General features: G+C 69.3%; 12 protein-coding genes. 7 read left to right on the top strand and 5 right to left on the bottom strand.

Annotation, left to right across the window (positions count from 1 at the left end; translation table 11 throughout):
- Window positions 1–3 precede the first annotated feature (3 nt).
- Entirely contained in the window at window positions 4–2,712 is a 2,709-nt protein-coding gene (locus ACZ6O0_RS42225) for a caspase, EACC1-associated type (RefSeq protein WP_465770738.1), read from the top strand.
- A 43-nt stretch (window positions 2,713–2,755) separates the two neighbouring features.
- Here the strand turns inward: ACZ6O0_RS42225 and ACZ6O0_RS42230 are convergent, their stop codons facing one another.
- Complete coding sequence (locus ACZ6O0_RS42230) at window positions 2,756–3,886, bottom strand: epoxide hydrolase family protein (protein ID WP_465770739.1); 1,131 nt, start codon at window positions 3,884–3,886, stop codon at window positions 2,756–2,758.
- A 54-nt stretch (window positions 3,887–3,940) separates the two neighbouring features.
- Between ACZ6O0_RS42230 and ACZ6O0_RS42235 the strand changes: the two genes are divergently transcribed.
- On the top strand, window positions 3,941–4,936 hold the full coding sequence (locus ACZ6O0_RS42235; protein ID WP_465770740.1) for a helix-turn-helix transcriptional regulator: 996 nt from the start codon (window positions 3,941–3,943) through the stop codon (window positions 4,934–4,936).
- On the opposite strand, the gene ACZ6O0_RS42240 is transcribed toward ACZ6O0_RS42235, so the two are convergent.
- Together ACZ6O0_RS42240 and ACZ6O0_RS42245 are read right to left on the bottom strand one after the other, a co-directional pair.
- Window positions 4,933–5,577, bottom strand: a complete 645-nt coding sequence (locus ACZ6O0_RS42240) for a response regulator (RefSeq protein ID WP_465770741.1) — start codon at window positions 5,575–5,577, stop codon at window positions 4,933–4,935. The two genes, ACZ6O0_RS42235 and ACZ6O0_RS42240, sit on opposite strands and share 4 nt — an antisense overlap.
- Window positions 5,574–7,562, bottom strand: a complete 1,989-nt coding sequence (locus ACZ6O0_RS42245) for a sensor histidine kinase (RefSeq protein ID WP_465770742.1) — start codon at window positions 7,560–7,562, stop codon at window positions 5,574–5,576. The genes ACZ6O0_RS42240 and ACZ6O0_RS42245 overlap by 4 nt, the downstream gene beginning before the upstream one ends.
- 157 nt (window positions 7,563–7,719) lie before the next feature.
- On the opposite strand from ACZ6O0_RS42245, the gene ACZ6O0_RS42250 reads away from it, so the two are divergent.
- The 3 genes from ACZ6O0_RS42250 (at window position 7,720) to ACZ6O0_RS42260 (ending at window position 9,398) form a co-directional block, all read left to right on the top strand.
- Entirely contained in the window at window positions 7,720–8,073 is a 354-nt protein-coding gene (locus tag ACZ6O0_RS42250; protein ID WP_465770743.1) for a hypothetical protein, read from the top strand.
- Window positions 8,070–8,759 (top strand): hypothetical protein, encoded by a 690-nt coding sequence (locus tag ACZ6O0_RS42255; protein WP_465770744.1) that lies wholly within the window; start codon window positions 8,070–8,072, stop codon window positions 8,757–8,759. Before ACZ6O0_RS42250 ends, ACZ6O0_RS42255 begins: the two co-directional genes overlap by 4 nt.
- A gap of 66 nt (window positions 8,760–8,825) precedes the next feature.
- Complete coding sequence (locus tag ACZ6O0_RS42260; RefSeq protein WP_465770746.1) at window positions 8,826–9,398, top strand: flavodoxin family protein; 573 nt, start codon at window positions 8,826–8,828, stop codon at window positions 9,396–9,398.
- A 3-nt stretch (window positions 9,399–9,401) separates the two neighbouring features.
- Here the strand turns inward: ACZ6O0_RS42260 and ACZ6O0_RS42265 are convergent, their stop codons facing one another.
- Window positions 9,402–10,466, bottom strand: coding sequence for an alpha/beta hydrolase family protein (locus ACZ6O0_RS42265; protein WP_465770747.1), 1,065 nt, complete (start codon window positions 10,464–10,466; stop codon window positions 9,402–9,404).
- Window positions 10,467–10,668: 202 nt separating this feature from the next.
- On the opposite strand from ACZ6O0_RS42265, the gene ACZ6O0_RS42270 reads away from it, so the two are divergent.
- Together ACZ6O0_RS42270 and ACZ6O0_RS42275 are read left to right on the top strand one after the other, a co-directional pair.
- Window positions 10,669–11,403: a hypothetical protein gene (locus tag ACZ6O0_RS42270; protein WP_465770748.1), complete on the top strand. Its 735-nt coding sequence runs from the start codon at window positions 10,669–10,671 to the stop codon at window positions 11,401–11,403.
- Complete coding sequence (locus tag ACZ6O0_RS42275) at window positions 11,403–11,756, top strand: hypothetical protein (RefSeq protein ID WP_465770749.1); 354 nt, start codon at window positions 11,403–11,405, stop codon at window positions 11,754–11,756. The genes ACZ6O0_RS42270 and ACZ6O0_RS42275 overlap by 1 nt, the downstream gene beginning before the upstream one ends.
- Here the strand turns inward: ACZ6O0_RS42275 and ACZ6O0_RS42280 are convergent.
- Window positions 11,753–12,646 (bottom strand): DMT family transporter, encoded by an 894-nt coding sequence (locus ACZ6O0_RS42280; RefSeq protein WP_465770750.1) that lies wholly within the window; start codon window positions 12,644–12,646, stop codon window positions 11,753–11,755. The genes ACZ6O0_RS42275 and ACZ6O0_RS42280 overlap by 4 nt on opposite strands.
- Between the last annotated feature and the right edge of the window lie 56 nt (window positions 12,647–12,702).

Here is a 12,702-nt window from a genome sequence, read left to right on the forward strand (position 1 = left end):
GTCGTGGGTCGTCGGCGGGCCTTGCTGGTGGCGACGTACGAGTACGACGATGCCGGCCTGCGACGGCTGACCGCGCCGGCCCAGGATGCCGAGGCCCTCGCCGAGGTGCTCGAGGATCCGGACATCGCCGGATTCGACGTGCAGGTGCTGATCAACGAGTCGACGAGTCGCGTCGGGAGAGCGATCGCCCGTTTCTACGCGACGAACGAGCGTGACGACCTGTCGCTGTTCTACTTCAGCGGTCACGGCTTGAAGGACGAGAACGGCCGGCTGTATCTCGCGATGAAGGACACCGAGCGCGACAGCCCGCGCTTCACGGCGCTGCCGACCCAGTTGGTCGACGAGGCGGTGTCCGAGAGCGCGTCACGGCAGAAGATTCTCGTCCTGGATTGCTGCTACAGCGGGGCGTACGCCGTGCAACACAGCGCCAAGGCGGATTCGGCCGTGCATACGAGGGAGGCGCTCGGCGGTCGAGGACGTACGGTGCTGACCGCGTCGGACTCCATCCAGTATGCGTTCGAAGGCAGCACACTGCGCGGTGAGGCGCCGCAGTCGGTGTTCACCCGGCATCTGGTGGAAGGGCTCCGTAGTGGCGCGGCCGACACCGACGAGGACGGCGACATCACCGTCGACGAGCTGTACGGCTACGTGTACGACGCGGTGGTCGCGGAGCAGCCGAGCCAGCGGCCTCAGCAGTTCGCGGAGATCGAGGGCCGGACGATCATCGCGTCCAACCCGCACTGGACGTTGCCGGAGTACCTGGCGACGACGCTCGCGAGCCCGGTGCCGGCGATCCGGCAGACTGCGCTCGCCCCGCTCGGGGTGTTGCTTCAGGCAAGTAACGAGTTGGTACGGCGGACCGCGCGGGCGAAGCTGGAGCAGTTGCTGGACGATGACAGCCGGACCATCTCCGCGACCGCACAGACCTTGCTCGACGCCCCGGTTGTCCCTCGACCCAAGCCGGCTGAACCCGCTAGGCAGGTGCGGCGTCCCACCGGGCCGACCCTTGGTGCCGCGGCGAAGGCGACAGCGCGACGGTGGCGGGCCCGCCTTCATCCGCCGGACGTTGCCTGGCAGGTCGTCACGCCGACGCTCGTGGCAGCGGCCGCCGCGATCGCAGCCGCGGTCGTGGGCTTCGACCAGCAACCCTGGTACCTGGTCGCTGTCGCCGCCGTCCTCTCCATCGCCCTCGTCGCGCAGCTAAGGCTTCGAAAGGCAGCCCCATCGTTCACGGCAGGTCTCGCCGCGCCGGCTGTCGTCGGCATCGCGCTCGTGATCGGATGGCTCACCGACCTGATCCCGGGCAATCTGGCAGCGCTGCCGGCCGCGCTGACGCTCGCAGCGCACGCTGCATGGCTGGCGGCCGGAATCGTCGGCCTGCGCAACGCCGGTGATCTGCGCCGGCCACCCCGGCCCATCCTCGTGGCACTGGGCGCGGTAGCCGCACTCCTGATCCTCGCGATCCTGATCGACGACTACCGCCACGCCAGAGCACGCCCCATCTACCCCGCGGCCCTCAGCATCCTGGCCGCCGAGCTGGCGATCGCCGGCCCGCTCATCGGCCTGCGACGTTCAGCGCTCATCGGGTGGGTGCTAGGCGGATTCGCCGTCTGGATCGGCCTGCTGGACCACCGCTTCGGGGTAGCAGCGATCGCCTTGCTCGTGGTCTGGCTGCTCCTCGGCATCGCCGCGACCCGACCCATCCCCACGGGCCGGCCCACACGCCCTTGGGTGCTCGCGGCAACCTTGCTGGCACCCGCCATACTGGGCGGAACGGCGGTCGCTGCGATCCCACCCGCACCACAAGAACCCGTGGCGCTCGGCCTGACGGTCAGCCCCGACGACCAGTACCTCTACGCCGCCGACTTCGCCAACGACACCGTCCTGAAGATCAGTACGACGACCCGCGCACAAGTCGGCGAATCCCTGCGCGTGGGTGACCAGCCGAGCCGCCTGGCTCTCTCGCCCGACGGCGCGCGCCTGTACGTCGCCAACTCGGGAGCCGGATCGATCTCCGTGATCGACGTCGGTGCCTGGAAGGTGGTCGGCGCACCGATCGCCGTCGCCCCGAAGCCGACAAACCTCGCGCTGAACGTCGCGACCCAACGCCTCTACGCGCTCAGCCAGCAGGCCGAGACGATCACAGTCGTGAACACCGCGACGATGGAAACGGTCGGCGGCCCACTCGCCAGCGGTCCGAGTCCGTCGGATCTCGCCGTCAGCGAGAAGGGCGACCGACTCTTCGTGGCCGGCAAGGACTCGGGCACCGTCGCGGTCATCGACACCGAGACCCGCCAGCCGGCCCGCAGCCCGATCAAGGTCGGTGCCGAACCGAGCGACCTCGCCCCGGGCCCGGACGGATCCCTGTACGTCATCGGGCGTACGACGTACGCCGTCATCAACACGAATGTCGAGGGCACCCGACCCACCGCCTTCCCGCTGCCGGGCGAGTCACGGGTCGCCGGGCTGGGCTCGGACGGCAAGCAGTTGTTCATCCTCGGGGGCGAGGACAACCAAGACGCCGTACGGATCGTCGACGTCGGCAGCCGTGACGTGGTCGGGACACTCCAGACCGACCTGGGCCTCGCGGTCGACCTGGCCGTCAGCGGGGACGGCCAACGCATCTACATAAGCCGCCTCTACGAGCCGGGCATTCTCGTCCTCGACACCGCCGGACCGAAGGTGATCGGCACCATCGAGCTGAAACGCTGACAGGCCGGCTCGCGGGAAGCGAGCCGGCCATGGGTGGTTGGGGTTACAGGTTGCGGAAGAAGGTGCGCAGGTCGGCGGTCAGGTCCTCGGGGCGCTCGAGGGAGGCGTAGTGGCCGCCGGTCTTGAAGTTGGACCAGTGGACGATGTTGGTGTTGTCGCGCTCGGCCAGCGGGCGGATCGTCTTGAAGTCGTCGGCGAAGACGGCGACGCCGGTCGGGGCGTGGTTCTGCTGGGGCTCGGCGCCGGCGTGGGCCTCCTCGTAGTGGTAGCGGCCGGCCGCGGCCGAGGAGTTGGTGAACCAGTACAGCGAGACCTCGGTGAGGATCTGGTCGCGGGTGACCAGGCTGGTGCCGTTGCCGAAGCTGTTGAAGAGCTCGTTCCAGGCCAGCTGCCCGACCGGCGAGTCGGAGATGCCGACGGCAACGGTCTGCGGACGGGTGGAGTTGATCGCGTTGTACCCGCCGACCGACTGGAACCACTTCAGGTGCTCCAGCGCAGCGTAGTCCTCCGGCGTGAACTTCTCGAACTCGGCCGGGTCGCCCGACGGGAACGAGAACAGCTGCAGCACGTGCAGACCGAGGAAGCCTTCAGGATTGAGCAGGCCGAGCTCCCGCGAGACCATCGCGCCGCCGTCGGAGCCGTGTGAGCCGTACGACGAGTAGCCCAGCCGGCGCATCAGGGTGTCGAAGGTCCGGGCGACCCGGGCCATCGTCCAGCCGCGGTCGACGAGCGGCGCGCTGAATCCGAAGCCGGGGATCGACGGGACGACCACCGAGAAGGCGTCGGCGTCCGATCCGCCGTACGCCGAAGGGTCGGTGAGCGGGCCGATCATGTCCAGGAAGTCGACGAACGACCCGGGGTAGGAGTGGACCAGCAGCAGCGGGGTCGCACCCTCGACCTTGGACGGGACGTGGATGAAGTGGACCGTCTGGCCGTCGATCTCGGTCAGGTAGTGCGGGAACTCGTTCATCCGCGCCTCCTGCGCACGCCAGTCGAACCCGTCCTGCCAGTGGTCGACCATCTCGCGGAGGTAGTGGTTCGGGGTGCCGTACTCCCAGTCGTCGCCGGGTACGGGCTCGGGCAGCCGCGTCCGCGCGAGGCGGGCGTGCAGATCGTCCAGGTCAGCCTGGGCGATGTCGACGGTGAAGGGCCGGATGCTCTCGTTCGTGTTCATGGTCCTACCGTAGAATCCGTATAGGAACATTAGATTCCTATTTAGGAGACGGATGTGCTGGAGACTTCGTCGCGCCTGCTGTCCCTGCTGGCGTTGCTGCAGACCCGGCCGGCCTGGACCGGCGCCGAGCTGGCCGAGCGGCTGGAGGTGACCACGCGGACTGTTCGCAACGACATCGATCGGCTCCGAGAGCTCGGCTACCCGGTGGACGCGACGCGCGGGCCGGCGGGTCATTACCAGCTCGGTGTCGGCGCGAAGCTCCCGCCGCTGCTGCTCGACGACGAGGAGGCGGTGGCGGTCGCGGTGGGACTGCATACCGGCGCCAGCGTCGCCGGGATGGCCGACAGCAGTGCACGGGCGTTGACGAAGCTGGAGCAGGTCCTGCCGCACCGGCTCCGGCGCCAGGTGAACGCGGTCCACCGCGCGATGGAGAAGGGCCCCGAGATCACGGGATCGAACGTCGAGGCTCCCGAGATCGATCCCGCCGTACTGACCGCGATCGCCGCGTGCATCCGCGACGAGCACTATCTGCGCTTCGACTACGCGCTACCGGAAGGCGTTTCGCTGCGGAGCGCGGGGTCGGGGATCGGCCACGACCTGCCGATCCTGGTCGAGCCTTACCGGCTGGTGAGCTGGCAGCGGTACTGGTACCTCGTCGCGCGTGACGAAGCCGGTGAGTGGCGCACGTACCGGGTCGACTGGATGACGTTGCGGATGGCAACAGGTCGTCGCTACCAGCCCCGACCGATGCCGGGTGACGACTACACCGACTTCGTCCTGCGCGACGTCGCGTCGACCGGGTGGAAGGTGCATGCCCGGATCACGGTGTTCGCCCCGGCCGAGGAGGTGCTCTCGCGGATCCACGCGGCCGTCGGGGTGGTGGAATCGGTCGACGACAGTACATGCGTCCTCGTCACCGGCGGCGAGTCCCTGGAGATCGTTGCCGTCTACATCGGCATGCTCGGCCTCGACTTCCACGTCGACGGCCCACCGGGCCTCATCGACCACTTGCGCACCATCGGCAACCGCTACCTCGACGCGATCCGCTAGCCGGCGTCGGTACCGAGGCCGGCGTTGCGGGCCTGGATGATGGCGGCGGAGCGGTCTGCGGTGCCCAGTTTGGTGAAGATCGTGGAGACATTGTTGGCGACGGTCTTCGAGGCCAGGCTGAGGCGGTCGGCGATGGCGGTGTTGGACAGGCCGGCGGCGAGGAGGTCGAGGATCTCGCGTTCGCGGGCGGTGAGCTCGGGGAACGGCTCGGCGGCGGGCGGTGGTGCGGAGAAGAAGCCGAGCACGCGCCGCGCGACGCCCGGGCCGAAGATCGCCTCGCCGGCGGCGACCGCGCGGATCGCCCGGGCGATCTCCTCCTGCTCGGCGCCCTTCACCAGGTAGCCGCGGGCGCCGGCCCGCATCGCGGCGAAGACCGAGTCGTCGTCCTCGAACATCGTCAGCACGAGGACGGCGACCTCCGGCGCCGATCGCGCCAGCTCCCGCGTCGCGGCGAACCCGTCGAGATCGGGCATCTGCAGATCGAGTACGGCGACATCCGGGCGCATCGTGATCACCTCACGCACCGCCTCCCGGCCGGTCGACGCGACGCCCACCACCTCGATGCCGTCCAGCGACGTGAGCAAAGCCGCCAGGCCCGCCCGCACCACGGGGTGATCATCGGCCAGCACGACCCGAATCATCCGCGCTCCAAGGGAAAACTCGCGTGCACGATCCCACCCGCCGGAGTCGGGCCGGCCTCGAACGTCCCACCCAGTTCGGCCGCGCGCTCCCGCATCGCATGGAGGCCGACGCCCGGTCGCCACGCGCCGTTCGGCGGACCGTCGTCGGTCACCTCGATCTCCAGGTCGCTGTCACAGCGCAACGCCAGTACGGCGGAGGTCGCGCGGGAGTGCCGTACGACGTTCGTCAGCGCCTCGGTCGCGATCCGGTACGCCGCAACCTCGAGCGCCGCGGGCAGTACCGGCAGCCCGTCGGCCGCCACCTCGACCTGGATGGACGCGCCGTCGGCACGGAACGACAGTTGATCCGCCCGTTGACGCAGTGCGCCGATCAGGCCGAGTTCGTCCAGGGCCGGCGGGCGCAGATCGTCGACAAGCCGCCGTACGTCGGTGATCGCGGTGCGCGTGTCCGCGCGCAGGGTGGTGAGCAGTTCCTGGGCCTTCGACGTATCGGTGCTGATGAGGTTGGCGGCCGCGTCCGCGGTGAACGCGACGCCGGTCAGCGTCGGGCCGAGCCCGTCGTGGAGGTCGCGGCGCAGCCGGCGGCGTTCCTCCTCGCGAGCGGAGACGAGCTTCTCGCGGGACGCCTGAAGCTCAGCCGACAGACGCGTCGCGTGCACAGCCACAGCGAGCGGGACGGCCACCAGCGCGAGCACGTTGCGGTCGGCCGACGACAACCCGGACTCGCCGGATCGCACTCCGACGTCAAGCGATCCGACCACCTGACCGCCGTACTCGAGTTCGAGCGGTACGACGGTCTGCGGGGGTGTGCCGTCCTGGGCGATGGTCTGGGTGTCGACGATCAGAGCGGCGTACGGGAGGCGGAGGGCCGCGCGGATGGCGGCGACCACGCCGGGGAGGCCGGCGGAGAGTTGTTCGCCGACGCGGGACGCGACGCGGGCCGGGTCGTGGCGATCGCCGTACAAGGCCCGGTCGACGAGCTGCTGGAGGCGGGGGAGGACCGGCGCGATGATCAGCGCGACGAGGACGGTGACGGCGGCGGAGCGGCCGACCTGGGATGCGATGAGAGAGTCGAGGAGCGCGACCAGGGCGGCATAGGCGCCGATGGCAACCAGTGACAGGAGCGCCCAGGTCAGTGCGCGGGAGACGACGAGGCGGATGTCGAGCAGCTGGTAGCGCACGATCGCGACCGCTACCGAGATCGGGATCAGCGGGATCGCCAGCAGGACGAGGATCGGGGTCCCGGCGACGAAGGCCCAGGGCGTCACGAACAGGATCGCGACGACCGAGGCCAGCAGCAACCACAGGAGTTGCCGACGGCCCATTTCGTCCGCCCGGCGGTATCGGATCAGCAGGCAACCGATGGCCAGCAGCAACGCGACGATGTTGCGGAGCTCGGCGATCGTCCACAGGGGCTGGAGACCGTCGTACGACGAGATCGTCAGGTAGCCCGTGGGTACGTCGGCCGTGGGCGGTACGTCGTCGGTCGCCATCTCGAGGACGAACAGGGGTGAGGTGGCGACGATGCCGATCGCCGCCCACCGCCAGCGCGGTGAGAGCAGCCGGCCGGTCGGGAAGAGCAGGAGCGCCAGCGGGAGGAAGAGCGCGATCGACCAGGGCCACGACCAGAGGAAGACCGTGACGGCCAGGCGCTGCGCGGCGATCGGGGCGCCGGACTCGACGAGTTGCCGACCGAGCGGTGCGGCCATCGCGGTGGTGGCGTGACCGATGCCGTCTGCGATGAACAGCCAGCCGATCGGGTTCGCCGGCCGGTGCCACGCGATCACGGCGCCACACAGTCCGAACGTCAGGCCCATCAGGCCGTTCGTCACCACGAACGTGTCCACGAGATCGTGCCAACCCCAGCCGACCGCCGCGGAGAGCACGAGCGCCGCGATCACCTCGGCCACCACGAAGACACCCAGTCCGCCCGCAAGCACCCGCGCGGTGGGGAAGCGGCGGGTGGCCGGATCGGATGGGCTCATAGCGGCAGTGTGCGCCCGGAAGGTTCCCGGCGTCTCGGGACCGGGGTCCCGGATCCGCCGGGGAACTGCCTGGCGACGCGGGACCCGGCGCCCAGGTGCGGAGCGCCCCCGGCAAGCGACGGTGGGGCGGTCGGAAACCTGATGAGGGGGTAATGAGATGACTCGGAGGAATCGGTTCGGGCTCGTCGTGCTCGGCATGCTCGCGGTCGTGGACCTGTTCACGCCGCTGTTGACGGACGGGGAGCACCCGCCGATGGAGATCGCGATCGGCGCGGCGGTGGCCGGGCTGATCAGCCTGGTGCTGGTCGGCTTCGCGTGGCAGGGGAAGCGGTGGGCATTGGCGCCGCTGATCACGCTGCGGTTGGCCTCGGCGTTGCTCGCGGTGCCGGCGTTCTTCGCCTCCGACGTGCCGGCGCCGGCGGTCGCGGCGGCGGGAGTCGGGGTCGCGGCAACCATCCTTGGTGTGGTGGCAGTGCTCCTGCCGTCCCGTGAGCTGGCAGGTGTGCGATGACACAGACGATGACGAGTACGACGCGCGCCGACGTACGGCCGGTATCCCGGTGGGTCGCGGCGTTGATCCTGCCGATCGGGCCGGCCGCGATCGCCCTGCTGCGGTATTTCCTGCCGTACGACACCGTCGACGACGTGCCGACGATCGTGAACAAGGTTGTCGGCAATCTGGATCGCAGTTCGCTGGTGATCTGGCTCGGCTACATCGGGATCCTGACGCTGGTTCCCGGGGCGTACGCGGTCGGCAAGCTCACCCGGCGTGGGGCGCCGTGGATGACCGCGATCGCGCTGTTCCTCGTCGTACCCGGGTATCTGTCGTTGCCGTGGGCGGCGTCGAGTGACCTGTTCACCTGGTCGGCGGGGATGGCGGGGCTGGACCCGGCGTCGATCGCGAAGGCCGTCGACGTGACGCACGGATCGATGAACCTTGCCGGGGCGGTGTTCGTCCTCGGGCACGTGGTGGGGACGGTCCTGCTCGGGATCGCGATGTGGCGGTCGCGGATCGTCGGCCGGTGGGCCGCGGTGGCGGTGATGGTGTCGCAGCCGATCCACTTCGTCGCGGCGATCATCGTGCCCAATCACACGCTGGACCTGTTCGGCTGGGGTCTGCAGGCGGCCGGGTTCACCGCGGTGGCGTGGGTGATCCTGCAGATGTCCAACGACGAATGGCAACCCAAGTCCGCATGATGCGCCCGGCCCGCGCCCGTAGTACGCTTATGCAATAGTTGCACATGCATGAGTAGGAGTGGGTGGATGAGCCGGAGCTTTCTGTTCCTGTTGGGGACCACGCGGCCGGGCGGGAACACCGAGGCGCTGGCGCGGCTCGCGGCGGCCGGGTTGCCGGCCGACGTGCGGCAGACCTGGCTTCGGTTGAGCGATCTCGAGGTCGAGCCGTTCCGGGACGTCCGGCACGACGGCGACGGGGTGTATCCGCTGCCGGGCGGTGACCACCGGATGTTGCTGGAGGCGACGCTGGAGGCGACCGACCTGGTGATCGCCTCGCCGCTCTACTGGTTCACGGTGTCGGCGAGCGTCAAGGAGTACCTCGATCACTGGTCGGGCTGGATGCGGGTGCCGGGGGTGGACTTCCGGGAACGGATGGCCGGCAAGACGCTCTGGGCCGTGACCGCGCACACGGCCAAGGATCCGGCCGAGGTCGAGCCGATGCTCGGCACACTGCGGCTGGTCGCGGACTACCTGGACATGCGGTGGGGCGGCGAACTCCTCGCTTATGGCAACCGACCGGGGGAGGCGCTGACGGGACCCGAGGTGGGTGCGCGTGCCGGCGAGTTGTTCGCCGGGATTCGCGCCCCGCAGTCGGTCTGACGCTCAGAGGCCTTGTTGTTCGAGGAAGGTGACGGTGCGGGCCATCGAGGTCGGCCAGGCCGGTCCGAAGGCATGTTCCTCGCCCGGGTAGGTGTACATGGTCACCGTCTTGCCGGCGGACTTCAGCGCGGCGAGGGTCTCGCGGGACCAGGCGATCGGGCAGGTCGAGTCGGATGCGCCGTGGTGGATCAGCACTGGTTCGGTGACGCGGTCGAAGAAGTTCACCGCGGACAGGTTGTGCCAGAAGGCCGGGTTGCGTGACGGTTCGCCGTACGTGCGCAGGATCGTGGTCGCGATCGGGCGCTCGTTCCGCACCCAGCGGTCGAAGTTGTCGACCGCGTCCGAGCTGACCGGCGCGAACACGACAGCCGCCTTCACCAGGCCGGGTTGCGCGACGAGCACGTTGTAGGTGATCCCGCCGCCCATCGACCGGCCGAGCAGTCCGATCCGTTCGGGGTCGACGTACTGCGAGGTCCGCAGGGCGCGGACGGCGTTGATGACGTCCTCGGTGTAGCCGAGTCGCAGGTCGAGCTCGGAGCGCGGGTCGTCCGACGATTGCGCGTGATTGCGGTAGTCGGTGTGCAGGACGACGTACCCGCGGCGGGCGAGGTAGTCCTGCTCGCGCATCAGGCCGCGGCCGTTGGTGTAGATGGCGGGGTCGATGTAGCCGTGGTTCAGGACGAGTGCCGGATGCGGTCCGGGCGTGGTCGGGACGTTCATGATCCCGGAGATGGTCAACGATCCGCTGGTGTAGGTGACGTGGTAGCGGGTGTAGGCGGCGTTGCGCGCGAGGACGCGGCCGAGGCGGAGGTTGCCGCCGTTGTACTTCTTCGCCATCAACGCCTGGAGAGACACCGGATGCGGGGCGGCGGCCGGAGTCGTCGGGCGGGCGGACGGCGTGCCGGGTTTCGAACTGACGGACGGCGTGGGAGCGGCGGATGGCGCGGCAGGGGTCGAGGAGGTCGCGCTCGGAGCCGACGCGGGGGGTACCGCGTCGTCGGTGGTACAGGCGATCGCGGCCGTCATCACGAACGCGACGACCCCCGCCCACGCCATCCGCCGGTCCATACGTCAAGTCTGCCGTCCGACGTGCCGAACCCGGTCGAAAGATCCCGCAACGATTGTGTCGACGCTCGCTGTGTCCGAGTGGATTCGATCGGTCAGTGCGTCGTACGGATTGCAGGATTACTGGCGCGTACCGTGAATCAGTCGCGCATTATCGATCGGCGTGGCAGCATTTTGGGCCGGACGGATTCTTCAAGTTGGGGGCTTGAAAATGTCGCGAGCCAAACGAGCCATTCATCGGCGGCGGGGGCCGCTGCTGCTCGTCGTGGGGGTGGTCGCCGCGGTGGCGGTCGCGGCGGGGGTGGCGATCGCCCAGCTGGGCTCCTCAGACAAACAGTTGAGTCAGCCGCCGCCGAGCGCGAGCCACGCTGCCCACAGTGCAAGCCATTCCCCGCCCGCAACACCTTCGGCCAGCGTGCCGGCGGCGAACAAGGCAGTGAGCTCAGCGGCGGAGGCGTGTGCCGCCGAGATCCGGACGACCGAGGCCGTGGTGGCGGCCGCGCGTACTGCCGCTGAGCATTGGCGCGAACACGTTCAGGCACGGACCGATTTGCTGAACGGCACAAATACCGAAGCGACCACAAAGGCAATCTGGAAGCGGACCCGGCTGGCCGGACCCGGAGATATCGCCGCACTGAATGCCGCCCTGACCGCGCAGGCGAAATCGGCAGACAGTTGCGCGAAACTGCCGGGTGACACCGCGGCGGCGTGCACCAAACGCCTGACGGCTCTCGACGCCGCGGCCACCGCCGACCGCGCGGCCGCCCGCGACTGGGCCGACCACCTCGCGATGATGGCCGCCCACGCAGCCGGCGATTTCGGCGCCGAACACGCCCAGGAGATGTGGGTCGCTGCCTGGACCCACGCCCCGAGAAACCTCAATGCCGCCGCCCGAGCCAACGCAACCCTTACCGCCGCCCCCACCTGCCGGCCAGCCTGATGGCCAAAGCTCCGGACGAGAAGGTCGCCCTGTTCGACGCGTTGGTCGGACTGTTCCCCGACGTCGAACGCAAGGGCGCCGGCTTTCCCTACACCTCGGTCAACGGCAACATGTTCTCGATGCTGAACGAGAACGGCACTCTCGCATTGCGACTCCCCGAAGCCGAGCGTGCCGCGTTCCTGACCAAGTACGACACGAGCCTCAACGTCGCGCATGGCGTCGTCCAGAAGGAGTACGTCGTCGTCCCGGACGCACTCCTGGCCGACACCGACGAGCTGCGCGAGCACTTCGCGGTGAGCTTCGCGTACGCGCGATCGCTCAAGCCGAAACCCACCACCCGCAAGAAGTCCTAGCTGCTGACCAGGGAGTCTTCGGTCCGCGGTGTGACGGCGGCCGCGCGAGTCGGCCACTGCACGATCAGTACGGCGGACAGGACCAGCGCGCCGCCGAACAGCTGGATCGTGGTGAGCTGCTCGCCGAAGACCGCGGCGGCCGCGACCACTGTCACGACCGGCTCGAGGATGGACAGGATCGACGCCACCGACGGGCCGACGCGGGCCATGCCGGCGAAGAACAGCAGGATCGCCGCGACCGTACTGACCATCGCCAACGCGCCCAGCCACAGCCACCCGGCCGGCGCGAAGCTGAGGTCGGTGCCGCCTCTGAACAGCCCGGTGACCAGGAACGTTCCGAACGCCCCGACGCAGACCAGCGCCGCAAGCGCGAGCGGAGGGACTCCGGCCCGATCACCGACCAGGATGTAGACCGTGTAGACGGCCGCCGCCCCGAACGCCAGCAACGCGCCGAGCACATCGAAATGTCCCGTCGCCGCCCCACTGAGCACCAGCCCGATCCCGACCAGTGCCAAGCCCAGCGCCCACATCCGCCGCCGCGACGCGCGCTCCCGCCCGAGGACGACGGCCCCGGCCATGACCAGCACCGGGTAGACGTAGAGGATCAGCGCGACCAGCGAGGCATCGATCCGGGTGAGCGCGGAGAAGTAGAGACCGGCCTGCGCCGCGTACCCGAAGACCCCCATCCCCAGCCCGATCAGTACGGCGCGACGCGGCAGACCCCGCAATGCGCCACGAGCCAACGCGACGGTCAGCAACACCGCCCCGGCCAGTCCGAACCGGACCAGCAGCAGGGCGTCGACCGACACACCCGCGTTGTACGACAGCTTGCCGAACACGGCCATCGCCCCGAAGGCGGCGGCGGAGAGAAGACAGAAGAGGGCGCCCACGCCATCGATGGTCAGGGACGCCGATTGTTCACGTCCATCGCGGCTTCGTGGACAGG

Source organism: Kribbella sp. NPDC048837 (assembly GCF_055586945.1).

Coding starts and splice junctions, on each gene's coding strand:
- ACZ6O0_RS42230 (WP_465770739.1), bottom strand. CDS start 3,886: ATGAACACGAACGAGAGCATCCGGCCCTTCACCGTCGACATCGCCCAG.
- ACZ6O0_RS42240 (WP_465770741.1), bottom strand. CDS start 5,577: ATGATTCGGGTCGTGCTGGCCGATGATCACCCCGTGGTGCGGGCGGGC.
- ACZ6O0_RS42245 (WP_465770742.1), bottom strand. CDS start 7,562: ATGAGCCCATCCGATCCGGCCACCCGCCGCTTCCCCACCGCGCGGGTG.
- ACZ6O0_RS42250 (WP_465770743.1), top strand. CDS start 7,720: ATGACTCGGAGGAATCGGTTCGGGCTCGTCGTGCTCGGCATGCTCGCG.
- ACZ6O0_RS42255 (WP_465770744.1), top strand. CDS start 8,070: ATGACACAGACGATGACGAGTACGACGCGCGCCGACGTACGGCCGGTA.
- ACZ6O0_RS42260 (WP_465770746.1), top strand. CDS start 8,826: ATGAGCCGGAGCTTTCTGTTCCTGTTGGGGACCACGCGGCCGGGCGGG.
- ACZ6O0_RS42265 (WP_465770747.1), bottom strand. CDS start 10,466: ATGGACCGGCGGATGGCGTGGGCGGGGGTCGTCGCGTTCGTGATGACG.
- ACZ6O0_RS42275 (WP_465770749.1), top strand. CDS start 11,403: ATGGCCAAAGCTCCGGACGAGAAGGTCGCCCTGTTCGACGCGTTGGTC.